The organism is Jutongia sp. (assembly GCF_057878315.1).
This window is the reverse complement of sequence record NZ_DBLXSO010000018.1, coordinates 35367-55985: the sequence shown is the minus strand read 5'-3', so window position 1 is coordinate 55985 and position 20619 is coordinate 35367. Positions and strand designations below refer to the sequence as shown.

Here is a 20619-nt window from a genome sequence, read left to right as displayed (position 1 = left end):
ATCTGTCAATTGACTCCTCTAGTGCTGCCGGTAAATATGCCTCAGAAATCATGGCCTTTCCAACAACTATACTTGTTGACAGAAATGGCAATATTGTAGGCGAACCAATGCTCGGCGGAATTGATAACAAGGACAACTATGATGCCCTTATGAAGCAGATTCAGTCTGTAATTGATGCAGACAGCACAAATAAATAGAGGTCTACATATAAAAAGCTCCTGTGCATTGCACAGAGAGCTTTTTTTGAACATTACTATAATGTCAAGGAATGGTGCAAGTGCGAAATATAGAGAGGTTAGTGTAAAGAATCGTAAGCGCATAGTTTCAGGGTGTCCTCAAAAATCCTTATCAGACTGACCTCATTTTTTCTAGCCAATCACTCGGTTATATAAACTATTGTACAAATAGATTAAGAGAGGTACGGCTTAAGCCAGGAAAAGCACCTCAGAGGAGATGCTTTTCTTGGACTTTTATTCTGAAATCAACCAGTCGATCAAGTTGACGGATTTAATGCCATCATAGGAAGTATCCATTCCTGTATTCAGGGAAAGAATTATTTTTTCATAGTTATCGTTGATTCCCTATCCTTTTTTATAAGCTGTTAATTACTTTTCTTTAATGTTTGGAGATATTTACCGTTAGCATAAACAAATGGTCCGGCTTCCTCCTCGTCTCCGAAATATTCCGGTCGCAATGATAAAATATGAAGCAATTCATCTATCGTACGAACTTTTGTTGCCTGATATGGCTGTTCAAAGGCAATTTTTTCTACAAATAAATAGTAGTCGCTATACTTTATCAGTATTCCTGTATGACCTACAAAAACGACATCAGAATCAGGATCGGATATTACAATGCTGAGAAGAGATATTCTGTCGCTGTCTATATGAAATCCGTGATCCTTCCAATTGTTAGAAAATGTAGTTTCAGGATGTTTGTTGTCTGTTACTTTTTTTTCGCCATAGAGGGTAGTAAACATATCCTTTTTCTTTTTTATGATTTCGTATCTGTCTACATTATCTATCGCATCTGTATCAAACATTAAATAAGTACCCTTATACTTTTTTTCTGTTGATTCAGCCGTCAGCATCCCGTCTAACAGAAGAAATGCGGTCATTCTGCAGTCGGTATCCGAATAGTCATGATTTTGTTCCCAACCATCCATACATTTACCTGTATCTGCTTTCAGTTTCCGGGGATCTGACCAATTGTCTTCCAATTTTGCATTTTTTCCGGCGGAATCTGCAAAATCAGTCACCCAGTCCTGAAATACATCTACATGCGAAGCTCCCGCATCCTTTAACGCTTTGCAGACCTCGGCAGAAGTATTATCCCCTCCCACATAAGTTGCAGCAGGTATCTTTTGCTCCTGCGCTGTCTGAGTATCCGCAGGTATTTTCTGTTCCTGCGTCATCTGAGTATCCGCACAGGCACTCAGCACCATAGATGAAAGCAAAATGACAGCACATATTTTAGCGGATAAAGTGGTATTATTTTGTCTTTTCAACAGATATCACCTCGCCATCGAACGGATCTACCTCTGAAATTGTACCTGTATATTTTACGGTTACAGTATCTCCGTTACTGATATTTTCCAATCCCTTCGGTTTTTTGTCGAAAGTAAAACTATATGGTGTGTCATCGTCGTCTGTAATGATAAACATAAAATCTTTTATCTCATCAATGGTTCCAACCAATTCTTTTTCTTCGGTTGTTTCCTTATTTTGATCCCCGCTGTTACTGGTTGCAGTATTATTTTGCTTTGTCTCTTTCTGTCCACAGCCTCCTAATATGCTCATACAAAGCATTACACCAAGTACAATTGTGATTAATTTCTTCTTCATAATCATTTACCTCTTTTCTTGTTTCTACTCTCCGATTATTGCTGAAACAGGTTACCATATTATTTTATATATGGCAATAGTATGGTTCGCAAATTTAAGAAATATTATGGGCACACATCAATTGAGGTATGGGAAGTCTTAGCAAAAAAGTAATAGGAAGATTCCTTCACTTCACGAAAAGTAAGAAAAGAATGCTAAGTAAAAAATGTATTTGATAAAATACATTGGCTAGCCGGTGTGAAAACTGATTGTATATAAGAAATGAGTAAGTTATAATATAAATGTGGTGAGGTGCTTTTGGGAGATAATGGGTCGGTGGTGTATTGCCTCTGGTTTTGTCACAGCAGGAAAATGATTATCCCGGTAACAGCAGGGGGATAGAACAAGAGGTACGAGCTTTTGAATCTGACAGAAAAGAGGAAGATATGAAAATATATTGTATGAGCGACATTCACGGATGTCTGCCGGAATTTGAAGAGGCTTTGTCGTTGGTCGAAGATTATCTGAAGGAACCGGACACAAAGCTGTGTCTGCTTGGCGATTATATTCATGGCGGAGCGGACAGCTATGGAGTTCTGGATAAGATCATGAGACTGCAGGATCAGTATGGAACGGAGAAGGTAATTGCTCTGATGGGAAATCATGAGGAGCATGTGCTGTCCGGAATCGCAACGATCAACCAGATGACAAGAACTCTGGAGGAAGAGGACGATGAGGGCGACGAGAAATACATTTATTGGATAGAGAATCTTCCGAGATATTATACAGAAGGAAATACAATCTTTGTTCACGCCGGCATTGATGAGGAAGCGGGAGATCTCTGGGAGTGGGGAACGAGTGACGACATACTTGTCTGGAAATATCCCGCGTCAACCGGCAGGATCGAGGGCATAGACATGAAGGTTGTGGCTGGTCATGTCGGGACGGCAGAAATCGCCGGAGATCCGGGCTTTCACGGTATCTATTATGACGGAGAAAGTCATTATTATATTGATGGAACTGTTTTTGAGAGCAGTTGCATTCCGATTTTGATGGTTGATACGGACGAAGATAAATATTATGAGATCACGGAGGGGGGCAAAAGGCTGGTTCTCCCTTACGATGAGGAAATGGAGGAATAGAATGAGAAAAATCAAAAAATTATTAAGCACATTATTGGTTCTCGCTGTGGTTGTGACTGGCTATCCGTCTGTCTGCACCGCTGCGGATACGACGACACAAACGGATGTGGATACGACGGTCGATTACGGAAGGAAGCCGGATGACTCGTATATCCATCGTTCGACAGGCGGAAAGAAATCCCAGACCATGTCGAGCAACGACTACAGCAAAGAGGCATGGGGACAGGGATGGCACGCACAGCCAAGTAATGACTTTCTTGAGGAAAATGAAGACGGAACGTTTCTTCGCATCTCTTTCTTTGATGATGAAGGCGTATTTCTGGAAATCTACGATGCTGATTTTAACTTCGTATCCTCCAGACAGCTCACCAAAGGTATTTGGACAGCCAGAGGATATTTTAAGGGAAAGGATGCCCGTTACATTGTATATAAGCAGGTGAACTCCAAACAGTCCGATGAAAAAGAAGTCGTGCGGGTTGTAAAGTATGATGACGATTGGAATATTCTCGGACGCTGCAGTATTTCCGCGATAAACACATATTCTGCTTTCACATCCGGCAGTGTAAGTATGCTGGAAAGTGACGGCATTCTGTATATTCATGCAGCTCATACCATGTATGATGAAGGTACACTTTTGGAGAGCCCACACCACCAGGCGAATATGACACTTGAGATTGATGAGGCAACCATGACAAAGGTAGCTGATATGTCTGCCGTGAGCAATGAAAAGACAGGATATGTCAGTCATTCCTGGAATCAGTTTATCCAGGCGGACGATAATTACATCTACCGGCTGGATCAGGGAGATTCCTACCCACGGGCGGTCACTCTTTCCAAACAGAAGAAATATTATGAAGGCATTGACATGTATCATATAGAGGATCGAAGGGAGATCTTTCCTATTTGTGGCACTGGGCAGGTTTATACAGGCGTTTCAATCGGCAGTTTTGATCTGGTCGGCAATACATTGATCACTGCCGGAAATTCGATCGATCCGGATACGACCGATCTGATGTTAAATATGGTTAAGTGGAGAAATGTTTTTGTTGACGTGACCGACAAAGATACCTTCGACACGAAAACAATATGGCTTACCAATTATACAGATGCTGATAAGATCATTGTCTACACTCCACATACCGTTGTTACAGGTGACGGCATGTATGTTCTGTGGGAAGAGGGATACCAGGATCAGGAGGACGGAGATTATAACATCCTTACGAGGATCGCCAAGATTAAAAATGATGGCACACTCGATGGAAAAATATACAGAATATGTGCCCGCCAGACCGACTGCAAACCGATCCTGACCTCAAAAGGACATATCGTCTGGTTCATGACCAATGACAGTTCTCCGGTATTCTACGATGTGGATCCTGCCAGACTCGATGATATCTGCTTTGAGGGACCGGGATATATCCAGTTATCTACGACAACGATGAAGCTGTCTCAGGATACATATACAGAGATAGAAGACAGCAGCCATACACATTCCTACAGACCGGATGTTGAAGTTTACTATAAGGGAGAGAAACTGACACAGGACAGGGATTATACGGTTTCCTATGAAGATAATTATACACAGGGTACCGCTTATGCTGTTGTCATGGGAAAAGGAGTGTTTACCGGATGGAATAAAGCGGCCTTTACTATTCTACCGGCAGAAGAAGACAATACATGGGATGTGCCGGACTGGTGGGGGACAGCAAAACCAAGTCAGACGCCGGCAGCAGATCCGAACGGCAACCGGAAGGATACGCCGTCTGCAACAGCTACGGCAAAACCAAGTCAGACGCCGAAACCAACCAAAGCACCGGCGAATAGCTCGAAAGCAACATCATCTGCGAGTCCATCACGGAAAACAGATGCAGCTGCCAAGCTGAAGTTAACGAAACCCAAAACAGGCAAGCTTTCCGGAAACAAGCTGTATGTATGCTGGACAGAGCTGACGGCAGCAAAAGGATATCAGCTTCAGTATGCACAAAGTAAAAATTTCAAAAAGAAATTAAAAACCGTAAATAAAAATGTTTCGACACAGTCTTATACAACATTAAAGAAACTGCAGAAAAAAAAGACTTACTATATCCGTGTCCGTGCGTATACACAGATTAGCGGAAAAAAGATATATGGCAAATGGAGTCCTGTGAAGAAGGTGAAGTATTGACAGAGGGAGTATCTCACAAATTACCGCAATAATTTCAACCTGAAGAGGGTAGAGAAAAGAATTTCATTATGATAAAATAGAAAAGCAGTGTATGACTGATAAATTATTTAGAAAAGGACAGAGGTATTATGTTATTAGAAGAAATCAGACAGAAAATCGTAGATTATGGTAATCAGCTTATTTCATCCGGTCTGACGATCGGAACAGCAGGCAATATCAGTATGTATGATCCGGAGACAGGATATATGGCAATCAGCCCATCCGGTATCCCGTATGCACAGACAACGGCAGAGGATGTGGTAGTTATGGATCTGCAGGGCAATATTGTAGACGGAAAGCGCAAGCCTTCCAGCGAGAACGGACTTCATGCAGCATTTTATCTGGAGAAGCCGGAGGCACGCGCCGTTGTACATGCGCATTCAATGTACTGCACGACACTTGCCTGTGCCGGTGTTGATCTGAAGGCAACACACTATGCGATCGCTGATACCGGTGTGGCAACGGTTCCGACCGTTCCATATTTCACCTATGGTACACCGGAGCTTGCCGACGCCGTGCGCGAATGCCTGCGTCATACAGACAGCAAGGCACTTCTCATGGCAAATCATGGTATGGTTGCCTATGGTGATTCACTGGAAAAGGCATTTGCGGTAGCCATGACATGTGAGTGGTGTGCGCAGGTTGAGTGGCGTGCAATGGCAATCTCTACACCGAATGTATTGTCTGATGAGCAGATGGCAGAGGTGATCGAGCATTACAAGACCTATGGTCAGGCGAAGGAAAGCGGCGAGAAGTCACAGGGTTATTTCGGATAATGCGTAAGCAATTTGCCACAGATAAAAGTTATTTATCTGTGGCAAATTGTACAAATATATAAAAAATAACGAGAAAAAGTTGACAAAATATAACATAAGCGATACAATGTTTATATAAATGAGGTGTGCAACTTTGATACATTTGTTGATGCATTTGAGCGAACACCGTGAAAAATCATAAATCATAGGAGGACGATACAATGAGAAAGTCAATTAAGAGAGTATTATCAGTAGCATTGGCTGCAACAGTAGCTGTTTCAGGCGTTGCTTACACAGGAACTAAGGCTAGTGCAGCTAGCAGCTATAAGGCAGTTATGGGTTATGCAGATACCAAATGGAACTGGGATGGTGGTAATGATTCTTCTAAGGATACCAACAAGACTGCAGTTTCTGTAAAGAATAAGAAAGGTACTGCTACATACACAGTAACTCTCAAGAACAAGAAATCCAAGAATCAGCCGGCACAGGTATTCTATGTTGATATCAAGAATATCTTAAAGGATCACAGTGCTAAGAAGATTAAAATTTCCGGCGTTTCCGTAAAGTGCGACGGTAAGACTGTTTCCGGTATGAAGGCAGTTGCAGCTGGTCAGCTTGAGAAGAAGGAAGATCCTAACAAGTATCGTATTTCTATCTACAACAGAGTAGGTAACAAGCAGAACGGAGATAAGACTGCAGGTTATGCTGCAAGCTACGGCAAGAAGTTCAAGTTCAAGAAGAGCATCTCTGTAACTTTCAAGATTACAATCAAATAATGGCAGATAGGAATAACATGTAACGCAGATTTGATTTTGCTTACTCTTTTCTCTATTATATATGGGGAGCCGTTGTATTATTACAGTGGCTCCTCTATTTTGTTGACCATCATATTTATTTTGTGATACAATAGCAAGAAGAATGTTTGGAAAGGAGAAGTCCATGGCAGAGGCAGAGAAGAAGACGGCGCGGGCAAAGAAAACTGCTTCGTCCGCCAAAGGCAGGAAAAGTGCCGCAACAGGTGTGAATATTGCAGCCATTGTTAAGAAGCTGACGGAACCACTTGTGTTCGGTCTTGACATTGGCACCAGAAGCATCGTGGGAACGGTCGGCTATCGCACACCGGACGGTGGTTTTGTTGTGGTTGCGCAGGAGTCTGTGGAACACGAGACGAGAGCGATGCTTGATGGACAGATCCATGATATACAGGCGGTTGCAGATACAATTCTTGTTGTGAAGCGCAGGCTTGAGAAGCTCACAGGAAGGAAGCTTTCCGATGTGTGTATTGCTGCGGCCGGTCGTGTTTTGAAGACAGTTGTTGCATCTGCAACGGTGGACTTTAATTATGAGACAGTCATTACGAATGAGCATATTTATTCTCTGGACATGCTTGGTGTGGAGAAGGCGTATGAACTGCTTCGCAAGGAACAGCAGACGGATGATATGAAGTTCTACTGTGTCGGCTATTCGGTGATCCGTTATTATCAGAATGATTATCCGATCACGAATCTGGAAGGTCATAAGGCCAATTCGATCCGGACGGAGCTGATCGCCACTTTCCTGCCGGATGAGGTTGTCGATGGACTTTATGCAGCGGTGGAAAAGGCAGGTCTTTATGTGGCAAATCTGACACTGGAGCCGATTGCCGCCATGAATGTGGCGATCCCGGAGAGATTTCGTTTATTAAATATTGCGTTGGTGGATGTGGGCGCCGGAACGTCTGATATCTCGATCACCAACGATGGAAGTATTATCGCTTACGGCATGATTCCGGCAGCCGGTGATGAGATCACAGAGACGTTAGCAAGACATTATCTGCTGGATTTTGCGGAGGCAGAGAAGATGAAATGCCAGAGTACCAGCCGTAAGCAGGTGACGGTACACGATATTATGGGACTTTCTCATAAGATACCCTCGGAGGAGATTACGGAGGTAACGGAGCCTGTGGTGAGGGAGATCACAGAGAAGGTTGCAGACCGGATCAAGGAGCTCAATGGCGGCAAGTCCGTCAGTGCGGTGTTTGTCGTCGGAGGAGGCGGCAAGATCCGTGGCTTTGAGGAGACGCTTGCACAGGCACTTGATCTGCCGGAGGAGCGTGTGGCACTGCGAGGCTCTGAAGTGATGGGACAGATCACCTTTTTACAGAAGAATATCAAGAAGGACTCGCTTCTGGTGACACCGGTTGGAATCTGTCTTAATTATTACGAACAGAAAAACAACTTCATATTCGTGACAATCAATGAGGAACGGATCAAGCTTTATGACAACAGCAAGCTGACCGTGGTGGATGCAGCAATACAGTGCGGTTATCCGAATGAGGATCTGTTCCCGAAGAGAGGAAAGACACTGAATTACACCGTGAACGGTGAGGCGCGCATGCGGCGCGGAGAACCGGGAGATTCTGCGGTGATTCGGTTAAATGGCAGGGAAAGCGCACTGAGCGAAGGTCTGTCGCAGAATGACCGGATCGAGATCGTTGCATCCACAGCAGGAAAGGATGCGGTGATGTCAGTTGGGGATATTCCGGAGTATCATTCGGACATCCGTTTCCGTTTCAATAATAAGACGATCACCTGTCCGCGTTTTGTGACGGTCAACGGACAGCTTGTGTCCCGGTATTATGAAATACAGGAGGGGGATCGGATCGAGATATTGGAATATTATACGCTGGAGCAGGTTCTGGAGTTTATGGATATTGTCTGTAGGGGCAGAGTTTATGTCAATAATGCCATTGCCGGAATGGATACAAAGGTATATGACAATTTTTCAATCGCCTGTGAGATACGGAAGGAAGAGCCGAACTATCAGAAGCTGATGGAGGAGTACGGCGAGGGGCAGGTTCCCGAGGCTGTTTTAAACGGAGAGACGAAGGAAGCTGTTGAGGGTGAGCAGAGTCTGCCGGCACAGCCGCAGGAGAGCAAAGCTGACATAGCACCGGAAGTCGGAAATGTGACCGCGGAAGCTGCAACACAGTCTGCGACCCCTGCAGGCGATGCCGGGGAGAATGCTTTTGACATGCCGGTTACGGTCAATGGCGAGACGGTGATCCTGCGCAATAAGAAATCATATATTCTGGTGGATATACTTGATTTTTATCCGTTTGATCTGTCCGTGGCGGGAGGAACCCGTCTGGAAACGCTGATCAATGGAGTTTCTTCGGATTTCACCGCACCGGTACATGAGGGCGATGAGATTCAGATATACTGGGTATAGAAAGGAAGTTACAGGAGCATGCAGATATGTAGTATTGCCAGTGGCAGCAGCGGCAATTGCATTTATATAGGAGATGGAGATTCCAGGATTCTGATCGACGCGGGAGTCAGCCGGAAGCGGATTGTAGACGGGCTGCGTTCAATCCATGTTGCACCGGAAAGTCTTGATGCGATCTTAGTGACACATGAGCATACAGACCACATTCAGGGAATCCCGATGATGACAAAGTATTTTCATGTGCCGGTTTACGGCACGGCAGGGACGCTGAATGGAATCCGCCAGAAGGACAGCAAGGGGCTTGTTACGATGGAGCATCTGTATCAGGTCTATGCGGACCGCCCGGTCAAGATCGGCAGTCTTGAGGTAATGCCGTTTCATATGTCGCACGATGCGGCAGATCCGGTCTGTTATACCGTGGAGGCATCCGGTCACAAAGTGGGAATGGCGACGGATCTTGGTGTTTATGATGATTATACAGTGTCCCATCTGGAGGGCTGTGAGGTGATCATGCTGGAAGCCAATCACGATATCAGTATGCTGGAGGCAGGACCGTATCCTTACTCGTTGAAATGTCGTATCCTTGGAGAACGCGGTCATTTATCCAATGAAGATTCCGGACGGCTGTTGTGTCGTCTTCTTCACGATAATTTGAAGCATATATTTCTGGCACATTTATCCAAGGAGAACAATTACCCGGAGCTTGCCTACGAGACAGTCAAATGCCGTTTATGGGAGGAGCTGGGGATGAACTCCCTGCCGTTTGATCTTTCGGTTGCACGAAGGGACAAGCCGTCTAAGCTTGTTTTGACCGGCAGCGGACAGGATATGGAGTCCGGACAGCTATCGCTTGATCTGTTGGAATCCGCCTTATAATAAGCAGCACAAAACGAATTATCATTCCGTGGAATATATGCGGAATATAAGAAAATAAATCAGCCGTTAGCAGCGTGAGCCGCAGGCAGAAATGAGGGAATCATGAGAAAGATAGTAATTACTGTAGTTGGAAAAGACAGCGTTGGAATTATTGCGAGAGTATGTACATATCTTGCAGACAATCAGGTAAATATCCTTGACATTTCACAGACGATCGTTGATGGTTTCTTTAACATGATGATGATTGTAGATACCGCAGCATGCAGCATCAATTTCGATACATTTGCGGAAGATCTTGAGAAGATCGGTACGGAGCTTGGCTGTATCATTCATGCACAGCGTGAGGATATATTTGATCAGATGCACAGAATTTAAGTTACGGAGGAATCATTCAAAATGATAAACATAAATGAAGTATTAGAGACCAATAATATGATTGAGAAGGAAAATCTCGATGTGCGTACCATTACGATCGGAATCAGCCTTCTGGAATGTATTGACAGCGATCTGGATGCCTTAAATGAGAAGATCTATAATCGTATCACAACAGTGGCAAAGGAGCTTGTTCCGACCGGACAGGCAATTGAGAGGGAGTATGGAATCCCGATCGTTAACAAGAGAATTTCCGTGACTCCGATCGCACTGGTCGGTGGTGCAGCCTGCAAGACGCCGGAGGACTTTGTGACGATTGCAAAGACGCTGGACCGCGCTGCCAAGACATTAGGTATTAATTTTATCGGTGGATACAGTGCACTTGTCTCCAAGGGAATGACAGAGGCGGATGAGCTTTTGATCCGTTCGATCCCACAGGCTCTGGCAGAGACAGATTTTGTCTGCAGTTCCGTAAATCTTGGATCAACAAAGACAGGACTTAACATGGATGCTGTTAAGCTGATGGGTGAGATCATCCTGCAGGCGGCAGAATATACGAAGGAGAACGACAGCATCGGTTGTGCCAAGCTGGTTGTATTTTGTAATGCACCGGACGATAATCCGTTCATGGCGGGGGCGTTCCATGGTGTGACAGAGGCAGATGCCATTATCAATGTCGGTGTCAGCGGACCGGGTGTTATGAGAAAGGCTCTGGAGGCCGAGCATGGCACAGACTTTGGTTCTCTTTGTGAGACCGTGAAAAAGACAGCATTTAAGATTACCCGTGTTGGTCAGCTTGTGGCAAGAGAAGCATCCCGAAGACTGGATATTCCATTTGGTATTATTGATCTTTCTCTGGCGCCGACGCCGGCGATCGGAGACAGTATCGCAGATATTTTCGAGGAGATGGGTCTTGAGAGAGCCGGTGCACCCGGCACAACAGCTGCACTTGCCCTGTTAAACGATCAGGTGAAGAAGGGCGGCGTTATGGCTTCCTCTTATGTCGGTGGCTTGAGTGGCGCATTTATTCCGGTCAGTGAGGATCAGGGTATGATCAATGCCGTTGTAGACGGGGCACTCACGCTGGAGAAGTTAGAGGCTATGACCTGTGTATGCTCGGTAGGTCTTGATATGATCGCAATTCCGGGTGATACAAAGGCGACAACGATTTCCGGTATCATTGCAGATGAGATGGCGATCGGTATGGTTAACCAGAAGACGACAGCAGTCCGTCTGATCCCAGTGATCGGCAAAAAGGTAGGCGATACCGTAGAGTTTGGCGGATTGTTAGGTTATGCACCGGTTATGCCGGTCAATTCCTTTGACTGCAGTGCATTTATTAACCGTGGCGGGCGTATTCCGGCACCGATCCACAGTTTCAAGAACTAGAACCTTTTGCTGAAGCGTTGCAGATATATGATTTTGCGGGGACAGGGCGCAGGCTCTGTCCTGTTGTATATTGCCGGAAACATATAAAATGAACCGAAATGGAGATTCATATGAAAGAAAAGGACAATAAAGAGTTAGAAGAGCTTACAGCAGATATGCCAAAGAAAAAGCTGCCTGTCTGGAGCAAGATCGTGATAGGAGTTGTCATTGCACTGCTGGCGATTTTAGGTATTGCTTACGGTGTATTTAGCTACAATTATGGAAAGATTTATGTAAAGGACAATGATAACGAGAAAGCACAGGAAGAGTATTTTGATGAGGATACTGGAATTGAAAACCTGAAAGCGATCGATCCGGATAAGATTCATCTCGACAGTGCAGACAGTGTAATGCAGTCTAAGGATGTGATCAATATCCTTGTGTGCGGCGAGGAGGCGATCGGAGGCGGTCGGGGAAGAACCGACAGCATTATGATCGCAACCGTTAACAGGAAGGACGGAGCACTTCGTCTGACCTCGATCATGCGTGATACCTATGTGCAGATACCGGGCTTTTCGGACAATAAGATCAATGCGGCATATCATAATGGTGGCATGAAGACTTTGATCAAGACGATTCATAAGAATTTTGGCGTTGATGTGGATGGATATGTGCTGGTAAACTTTGATTCGTTCCAGCAGGTGATCGAGGCTCTTGGGGGCGTTGATATCAAGCTGGCAGAGGATGAGGTGGAATATCTTAATAAGACCAACTATATCTCTGAGAAATCGAACAGGACACTTCATGTCGGAGTCAATCACATGAATGGTAATCAGGCACTTGGTTATGCCAGGATCCGTTATGTACAGAAGGACGGACAATATGGTGATTTCGCAAGAACACTGCGTCATCGTACCGTGATGTCTGCCATTTACAAAAAGCTCATGGACAAATCGGCATTGGAGTTGATCGCGATGGTGCCAAAGCTGATGCCGCTCGTCAAGACAAATATTGACAAGGCAGATCTTGTCAATTATCTGTATCAGGGTGTGGAAGTCCGCAGCAGAAATTCAAAGCTGGAAACACTCAATGTTCCGGTGGAAGGGGCTTACAAGATTACCCGTGTCCGCAGCATGTCGGTGATCCTGCCGGATCCTCTGGACAAGAATGTGAAAGCGATGCAGAAGTTTATATTCGGCAGTGCTCTTGGAAAAGAAGATAATAAGGGAGCAAATATCAGTGTGGGTCAGTAAATTGTATACAATTATACATTGACGCAACCCAGAGTTTGTGGTATAAATTTGAGAGGAGATTTTCATATTTTACCAAGTTATACCAAGGAAAGGGGCAATTATTATGTCATTAGAATTATCCAGAAAAGCAGCAGCGGTGAAGCCATCTTCTACACTGGCGATCACTGCAAAGGCAAAGGAACTGCGTGCGCAGGGAAAGGATGTTGTCGGTTTTGGCGCAGGTGAACCGGACTTTAACACACCGGAGAATATCTGCGATGCTGCAATTCAGGCAATTCATGATGGATTTACAAAATATACACCGGCTTCCGGAACCAATGAGTTAAAGGAAGCTGTTTCTAAGAAGTTTAAGTCCTTCAATGGACTTGATTATGCACCGGATCAGATCGTGATCAGCAATGGAGGAAAGCATTCTCTGACCAATATTTTCACAGCACTGATCAATCCGGGTGATGAGGTGATCATCCCGGCACCATTCTGGCTCAGCTATCCGGAGATCGTTAAGCTTGCGGGCGGTGTACCGGTGATTGTTAAGACCACAAAGGAGCAGAGCTACAAGCTTCAGGCAGAGGATCTGAAGAAGGCAATTACAGACAAGACAAAGGCTGTTGTACTTAACACACCAAACAACCCGACCGGTATGCTTTACACTGAGCAGGAGCTTCGTGCGATCGCTGACGTGGTTGTAGAGAGTGACATTTATGTTGTCGCAGATGAGATGTATGAAAATCTTGTTTACGGAGATCAGAAGCATATCAGTATTGCTTCCTTTGGCAAGGAAATCTATGACAGAACCATCACCTGCAGCGGTCTTGCAAAGAGCTATGCAATGACTGGCTGGAGAATCGGTTACACAGGATCTTCCAAGGAGATTGCAAAGATGATGAGCAGCGTTCAGTCTCATCAGACCTCCAATCCAAACTCTATTGCACAGAAAGCCGCTGTTGAGGCACTCAACGGTCCTCAGGATTCTGTGGCAGCCATGCATGCAGAGTTTGATAAGCGCCGTCAGTATATGTACAAGAGAATCTGTGAGATGCCTCATGTAAGCACGATCGAGCCAATGGGTGCATTCTATGTATTTGTTGACGTGAGTGATGTACTCGGTAAGGATTATAAGGGGCAGAAGATTGAGGATACTTCCAAGATGGCAGAAATCCTTATTGAGGAATACAATGTAGCGGTAGTTCCATGTGCGGATTTCGGATTTGCAGATCATATCCGTCTGTCCTATGCAATCTCACTGGAGCAGATTGAAAAGGGATTGGATCGTATCGAGACATTCTTAAAGGAATTAAAATAACATATGAGAGAAATTAAGAAACCGGCTTTTATGAAGGAAGCCGAGAAGACAAAATCCCACAGTATATTGGGAGAGATGATCATTTTTATTGTTCTCTATGTAATATCGATATTCGTAGAAGCCATGGCACTGGTGCCAGGGCTTCTCGTATATGGACTCATACATCCTATCAGTGCAGGTATTGAACAATATAACAGTCTTCTTCAGAACAGGTCGCAATGGGTGACGGTTTATATGCTGTTTGCGGAGATATTTTTGATCGTATTATATACAGGGTACTGTAAGTTCATTGAGAAAAGACCATTGTCGTCGATGGGATTTACGAAGCGGAACATGTCTTCGTTCTATGCGAAGGGGATTGGCTGGAGTGCGGTTTTGATCGGCGGAGCCTATCTGATCTGTGTATTGACGGGAGCCTGTCATTTTGAAGGTGTCTCCGTGCAGCTTGTACCGGGATACGTCGTTTTTTATCTGATCGGTTATATGATTCAGGGACTGGCGGAGGAAGTGATCTGCCGGGGATATTTGCTGGTATCTTTGTCGCGCCGTAATTCCGTGTGGTATTCCGTGATCCTAAGCAGTGGTGTATTTATGGCGATGCATATGAGCAATGAGCATGTCACGGTGCTGGCGTATATCAATCTCTTTTTGTGTGGACTGCTGTTTGGTCTTCTGTTTGTGGAAAGCGGCAGTATCTGGATGGTTGCTGCACTGCACAGCGGATGGAATTTCCTGCAGGGCAATATCTTCGGCATATCGGTCAGCGGTACAGCAAAGTCAAGCTCTGTGTTTGACAGCTCTTTTGCCGATGGCTGGTCGTTTATGAACGGCGGTGACTTTGGTCTGGAGGGTGGTCTTGCCGTAACGATTGTTCTGGCAGTGGGAATCTATGTGGTATACCGCCGCATGGAACGAAGCGGAATGCTTGTAAAGCGTATGCAGACAGAATCCATGAATGCGGTAAAGGAGAATGTATCCGCAGAGCAGACAGAACAGGCAGTGGGAAACAGACCCACTCAAAGCAGCGAAGAAGAGGGCGGATTCGCGCAGAAAACTGCTTTGAATCTGGATACCCTGCGGGATATCGAGAAGCAGAAGGAGGAAGCCGGGGTTATCGTCAAAGAGAAGCCGGAGACGGTTTCCTATCCGAGCAAGACGGTCTTTGATGCAGACTATTTTAAAAAATAAATATCAGACGTAACTACAAATGATAACAGCGCAGGCTTTGATTCCTGCGCTGTTTTTTTCTACATAAATTTTTGTATAAAAATACTGCCGAAACAGATCGTAGATTTGACGTATCTGCTTCGGCAGTATCTTATTGATCGTTATTTTATTTCATGTTCTTTACAGCAGTAGAGAGCATCAGCTTGATTCGGTTCAGCTGGTTTACCTCGCTGGCACCCGGATCGTAGTCGACAGCCACAACGTTGGACTCCGGATACTGACGGCGCAGCTCTTTGATAACACCTTTACCAACAACGTGGTTTGGAAGGCATCCAAACGGCTGGGTACATACGATGTTTGGCACGCCGGAATGGATCAGCTCAAGCATCTCACCGGTTAAGAACCAGCCCTCGCCGGTCTGGTTACCGCCGCTGACGATCGGATCGGCATATTCTGCCAGCTTGTTGATCCGTGTTGTAGGCTCGAAGCGATTGCTTGCTGCCAGTGCATCGTTGGCAACCTTCCGGTAATGCTCCAGATAGGAGATCAGAAAGTTGTTGATGTGTGCGGAGGATTTCTTTTTGCCAAGGTATTTTGCCTTGAAGTTTGCATTGTACAGGCTGTACATGAAGAAATCCAGAAGATCCGGACAGACTGCCTCGGCACCCTCGGCCTCCAGAAGCTCTACCAGATAGTTGTTGGCAAGCGGCAGGAACTTCACAAGGATCTCGCCGACAATACCAACGCGCGGTTTCTTGATATCTTTTAATGGCAGCTCGTCAAATTCTTTAATGATTTGACGGATATTTCGCTGGAATTCCTTTTTGTTGCCGTTTCTGACGGCGCGCTGTGCAATCGCTTTCCACTTCTCATGAAGGGCGTTCGCAGAGCCGGGAACAGCTTCGTACGGTCTCGTCTTGTACAGGACACGCATAAATACATCACCATAGATCAGTGCCTGAATGGCTTTGTGTGCCATCTGCAGATTGATCTTTAGACCAGGGTTTTTCTCGATGCCGGCACTCATGGAGATAACCGGAATCTGTCCCATGCCTGCCTTTTCGAGGGCGCGGCGGATGAAACCGATATAGTTGGTAGCACGACAGCCGCCACCGGTCTGGGTGATGATCAGGGCAACCTTATCAAGGTCATACTCGCCGGATAAAAGCGCCTCCATAAACTGACCGATAACGATCAGGGATGGATAGCAGGCGTCGTTATTAACGTATTTCAGACCGTAATCGACGGCAGCCGGTGTGCTTGGTAAGATCTTGAGCTTATAACCGCAGGAGGCGAGTGCCGGTTCCAGAATGTCAAAGTGAATCGGTGACATCTGTGGCACAAGGATCGTGTACTCCTTACGCATTTCCTCGGTGAAGATCACTCTGTGGTGTGCGGTATCAACGTTACACTGTGGCTGGATATTCTTGGCTGCACGCTCACGAACAGCGGCGAGCAGAGAACGGATACGGATTCGTGCGGCACCAAGGTTGTTGACCTCGTCGATCTTTAATACGGTATAGATCTTATTGCGCTTTGTCAGGATATCACTGACCTGATCGGTGGTAACGGCATCAAGACCGCAGCCGAAGGAGTTTAACTGGATCAGATCCAGATTAGACTGTGTGCTGACAAAGGATGCTGCCTGATACAGACGGGAATGATACATCCACTGATCCATAACGATCGTCGGACGGTCTACCCTGCCGAGATGTGAAATGCTGTCCTCGGTCAGTACGGCAACGCCGTAGGAGGTGATCAGATCGGGAATACCGTGGTTGATCTCAGGATCGGTATGGTATGGTCTTCCGGCAAGCACGATACCGCGGCGGCCGGTCTCCTTAAGGTACTGTAATACCTCCTCACCTTTCTGCTCCATCTCGGTGCGGACGGCCTGCATTTCCTTCCATGCAGCAGCGGCAGCGTGGCGGATCTCATCAGCAGCAATGCCGTTTTCCTCTGTGAAAAATTCTACCAGACGCTTTGTTGCGATCGCTTCGCTTTCCAGAGAGAGGAATGGATTCTGGTATGTGATCTTATCATCACGCAGCTCCTCGATATTGTTCTTGATATTCTCTCCGTAGGAGGTAACGATCGGACAGTTGTAATGATTATTGGCATCCTCCACCTCGACACGCTCATAAGGGATGCAAGGATAGAAAATGTAATCAATACCCTGGCGGATCAGCCATGTGACATGACCGTGTGCCAGTTTTGCCGGGTAACACTCAGACTCGCTTGGAATGGATTCGATACCAAGCTCGTAGATCTTGCGGTTGGACTCCGGAGAGAGGATAACGCGGTAACCAAGCTCCGTGAAGAAGGTAAACCAGAACGGATAGTTCTCGTACATATTCAGGACACGCGGAATACCAACGGTTCCTCTGACGGCATGCTCTTCATCCAGAGATGTGTAATGCTGGAAGAGTCGCTTGTTTTTATATTCAAACAGGTTTGGAATGTGATCCTTGTTCTTTTCCTTGCCGAGACCGCGCTCGCAACGGTTTCCGGAGATAAACTGGCGTCCGCCGGTAAAGCGGTTGATCGTCAGGAGACAGTGGTTTGTACAGCCCTTACATCTTGCCATCGAGGTCTCAAACTTCAGATCATTGATCTGGTCGATGGTCAGCATGGTTGATTCCTGTCCTTCGTAATGCTTGCGGGCGATCAGTGCGGCACCGAAGGCACCCATGATACCGGCAATGTCCGGACGTACGGCTTTACAGCCGGAGATGCGTTCGAAGCTGCGCAGTACGGCATCATTGTAGAAGGTTCCACCCTGTACAACGACCTTTTCGCCGAGATCCCTAGGGTCAGTCAGCTTGATTACCTTTAATAAGGCATTCTTAATTACTGAATAAGCAAGACCGGCAGAGATATCAGCGACGGATGCGCCCTCCTTCTGTGCCTGCTTTACTTTGGAATTCATGAATACGGTACAGCGGGAGCCGAGGTCGATCGGATTCTCTGCAAATAAAGCGATCTTTGCGAAATCAGCCACCTCGTAATTCAGCGACTTGGCAAAGGTCTCAATGAAGGAACCGCATCCGGAGGAGCATGCTTCATTGAGCTGAACCTTGTCGACCGACTGGTTCTTGATCTTGATACACTTCATGTCCTGTCCGCCGATATCGAGGATACAGTCGACATCCGGTTCAAAGAAGGCGGCTGCATTGTAGTGGGCAACCGTCTCTACCTCACCCTCATCGAGAAGGAGGGCGGATTTAAGAAGAGCCTCTCCGTAACCGGTCGAGCAGGAGCGGACGATACGTGCACCTTCCGGCATCATATCGTAGATCTCCTTGATGGACTTGATTGCAGTCTTGAGCGGGCTGCCGTTGTTGTTGCTGTAGAAGGAATACAAAAGACTTCCGTCCTCGCCGATCACGGCAACCTTTGTTGTGGTAGAACCGGCATCAATACCGAGAAACAGATCTCCTTTATAAGAGGAAAAATCACCCTTCTTCACATCATTCTCAGAGTGTTTCTTCAAGAAATCATCATACTCTGTTTCGTCCTTAAACAGAGGCTCCAGACGGGCAACCTCAAATTCCATGTCGATCTTTTTGGCTAAAATATCATCCAGTTTGCTGAGGGACGACATGCATTCATCTGTCTTTGCGTTCATGGCAGCACCGGATGCGGCAAAAAGATGAGAATGCTCCGGTGCAATGATCTCGTCTCCCTTCAGGTTCAGAGTGCGGATAAATGCCTGCTTCAGTTCGGTCAGGAAATGAAGCGGACCGCCGAGAAATGCGACATTGCCGCGGATCGGCTTTCCACAGGCAAGACCGCTGATCGTCTGGTTGACAACCGCCTGGAAAATGGAAGCGGACAGATCCTCCTTCGTAGCACCCTCATTGATCAGAGGCTGGATATCAGTCTTTGCAAATACACCGCATCTGGCTGCAATCGGGTAGATGGATTTGTAGTTCTTGGCATATTCATTAAGACCGGCTGCATCCGTCTTGAGCAGTGTCGCCATCTGGTCGATGAAGGAACCGGTACCGCCGGCACAGATTCCGTTCATTCGCTGGTCAATACCACCGGTAAAATATATAATCTTGGCATCCTCGCCACCGAGCTCGATCGCTACATCGGTGCGTGGAGCATAGTCTTTCAAGGATGTTGCAACTGCGACAACCTCCTGAACAAAGGGAACATTCATATGCTTGGAAAGAGTGAGTCCGCCGGAACCGGTGATCACAGGGGAAACAGGAAGGTCTCCCAGCTCTTTCAGCGCCTGCTTGATAATAGCCGCCAGAGTCTCCTGAATATTGGCATAATGACGCTGATAATCAGAAAATATGATCTCTCCCTCTGGGTTTAATATTGCAATCTTTACTGTAGTGGAACCGATATCGATTCCCAGAGTATGGCATGGTAATTTCATAAGATATTTCCTTTCTTCCTTAGCTGTCCTTTCTTATTAAAGGATATGCGATGATAAATATCGCCATATTTTCCTATTATATGACAAAAAAAAATTGATTGCAACAGCTGAGTCACCAATAACACAAATTGGGAATATAAATAAAAAGGAAAGGATAGAAAGAAGGGCATATTCAAGCTATGAAACATTGTAATGGAATTATGCATACGGTTCGTTCCGGAGACACGCTTTATTCGATCAGTATGGAGCATCAGGTGCCGTTAGCACTTCTGCTGCGGGCAAATCCTTATGTGGATGTCTATAATCTTCAGGTCGGGGAAACAATCTGCGTGCCGGTGCGTGCAAATGACCGGCCGGTAATGCCTCCCTACGGCAGAAACTGCAGCAAATGGGAGGTCAGGGATGCCGTGCCAATAACGGAGACGGAGAACAAATTGGCAGAGGAGATGACGCAAGAAAAGGATGAGTCCGAGATGATGCAGGAAAAGGATGAGTCTGAGATGATGCAGGAAAAGGATGAGTCTGAGATGCCGCAGGAAAAGGATCAGTCCGTCTATATTGTCAGGGATGGTGATACACTCGAAAGCATTCTTGGAGTTGACCGTATCGTACTGCAGCCGGGGACTGCTCTTTATCGACAAAAGTAGTGGCATCTTCGGCTTGACAAAGAAAACGCGTATCAATAGAATAGATGGTATTGGAATGTTATTTCCAATACCATTTTTTTGTTATCCGTGAATAAAGAGAAACGATGCCT

General features: G+C 46.0%; 15 protein-coding genes and 1 pseudogene. 13 read left to right on the top strand and 3 right to left on the bottom strand.

Going from position 1 to position 20619, the window contains the following annotated elements; genetic code table 11:
• A pseudogene (locus ACZLMD_RS06225) lies at positions 1-197 on the top strand (TlpA family protein disulfide reductase); the annotation flags it as partial.
• A 404-nt stretch (positions 198-601) separates the two neighbouring features.
• Here ACZLMD_RS06225 and ACZLMD_RS06220 read toward each other — a convergent pair.
• Together ACZLMD_RS06220 and ACZLMD_RS06215 are read right to left on the bottom strand one after the other, a co-directional pair.
• Positions 602-1507, bottom strand: coding sequence for a DUF4300 family protein (locus tag ACZLMD_RS06220; protein ID WP_022306386.1), 906 nt, complete (start codon positions 1505-1507; stop codon positions 602-604).
• Positions 1491-1844, bottom strand: a complete 354-nt coding sequence (locus ACZLMD_RS06215) for a hypothetical protein (protein ID WP_022306385.1) — start codon at positions 1842-1844, stop codon at positions 1491-1493. Before ACZLMD_RS06215 ends, ACZLMD_RS06220 begins: the two co-directional genes overlap by 17 nt.
• Before the next feature lie 425 nt (positions 1845-2269).
• Here ACZLMD_RS06215 and ACZLMD_RS06210 point away from each other — a divergent pair, with 425 nt between their 5' ends.
• The 11 genes from ACZLMD_RS06210 (at position 2270) to ACZLMD_RS06160 (ending at position 15490) form a co-directional block, all read left to right on the top strand.
• The gene (locus tag ACZLMD_RS06210) at positions 2270-2965 is read left to right on the top strand and encodes a metallophosphoesterase (RefSeq protein ID WP_484106808.1); all 696 of its coding nucleotides are present in this window, start codon (positions 2270-2272) and stop codon (positions 2963-2965) included.
• A 1-nt stretch (position 2966) separates the two neighbouring features.
• Positions 2967-5129 (top strand): fibronectin type III domain-containing protein, encoded by a 2163-nt coding sequence (locus ACZLMD_RS06205; RefSeq protein ID WP_489495338.1) that lies wholly within the window; start codon positions 2967-2969, stop codon positions 5127-5129.
• Between the two features lie 128 nt (positions 5130-5257).
• The gene (locus ACZLMD_RS06200; RefSeq protein WP_118560273.1) at positions 5258-5944 is read left to right on the top strand and encodes a class II aldolase/adducin family protein; all 687 of its coding nucleotides are present in this window, start codon (positions 5258-5260) and stop codon (positions 5942-5944) included.
• 200 nt (positions 5945-6144) lie between these two features.
• Entirely contained in the window at positions 6145-6699 is a 555-nt protein-coding gene (locus ACZLMD_RS06195) for a hypothetical protein (protein ID WP_482523515.1), read from the top strand.
• A gap of 163 nt (positions 6700-6862) precedes the next feature.
• A complete protein-coding gene (locus tag ACZLMD_RS06190) occupies positions 6863-9133 on the top strand; it encodes a cell division FtsA domain-containing protein (RefSeq protein WP_489495336.1) in 2271 nt (756 codons plus the stop codon).
• Between the two features lie 18 nt (positions 9134-9151).
• Positions 9152-10006: an MBL fold metallo-hydrolase gene (locus tag ACZLMD_RS06185; protein WP_022306377.1), complete on the top strand. Its 855-nt coding sequence runs from the start codon at positions 9152-9154 to the stop codon at positions 10004-10006.
• A 102-nt stretch (positions 10007-10108) separates the two neighbouring features.
• Positions 10109-10381, top strand: a complete 273-nt coding sequence (locus tag ACZLMD_RS06180) for an ACT domain-containing protein (RefSeq protein WP_022306376.1) — start codon at positions 10109-10111, stop codon at positions 10379-10381.
• A 21-nt stretch (positions 10382-10402) separates the two neighbouring features.
• Entirely contained in the window at positions 10403-11767 is a 1365-nt protein-coding gene (locus ACZLMD_RS06175) for a DUF711 family protein (RefSeq protein ID WP_484106812.1), read from the top strand.
• Between the two features lie 110 nt (positions 11768-11877).
• Positions 11878-12999 (top strand): LCP family protein, encoded by a 1122-nt coding sequence (locus tag ACZLMD_RS06170; RefSeq protein WP_484106813.1) that lies wholly within the window; start codon positions 11878-11880, stop codon positions 12997-12999.
• A 103-nt stretch (positions 13000-13102) separates the two neighbouring features.
• Complete coding sequence (locus tag ACZLMD_RS06165; RefSeq protein ID WP_489495333.1) at positions 13103-14302, top strand: pyridoxal phosphate-dependent aminotransferase; 1200 nt, start codon at positions 13103-13105, stop codon at positions 14300-14302.
• A gap of 3 nt (positions 14303-14305) precedes the next feature.
• Positions 14306-15490, top strand: a complete 1185-nt coding sequence (locus ACZLMD_RS06160; protein ID WP_489495331.1) for a CPBP family intramembrane glutamic endopeptidase — start codon at positions 14306-14308, stop codon at positions 15488-15490.
• A gap of 145 nt (positions 15491-15635) precedes the next feature.
• On the opposite strand, the gene ACZLMD_RS06155 is transcribed toward ACZLMD_RS06160, so the two are convergent.
• Positions 15636-19862, bottom strand: coding sequence for an acyl-CoA dehydratase activase-related protein (locus tag ACZLMD_RS06155; RefSeq protein WP_482522475.1), 4227 nt, complete (start codon positions 19860-19862; stop codon positions 15636-15638).
• Between the two features lie 179 nt (positions 19863-20041).
• Between ACZLMD_RS06155 and ACZLMD_RS06150 the strand changes: the two genes are divergently transcribed.
• Entirely contained in the window at positions 20042-20509 is a 468-nt protein-coding gene (locus tag ACZLMD_RS06150; RefSeq protein WP_489495328.1) for a LysM peptidoglycan-binding domain-containing protein, read from the top strand.
• The last annotated feature ends 110 nt before the right edge of the window (positions 20510-20619 follow it).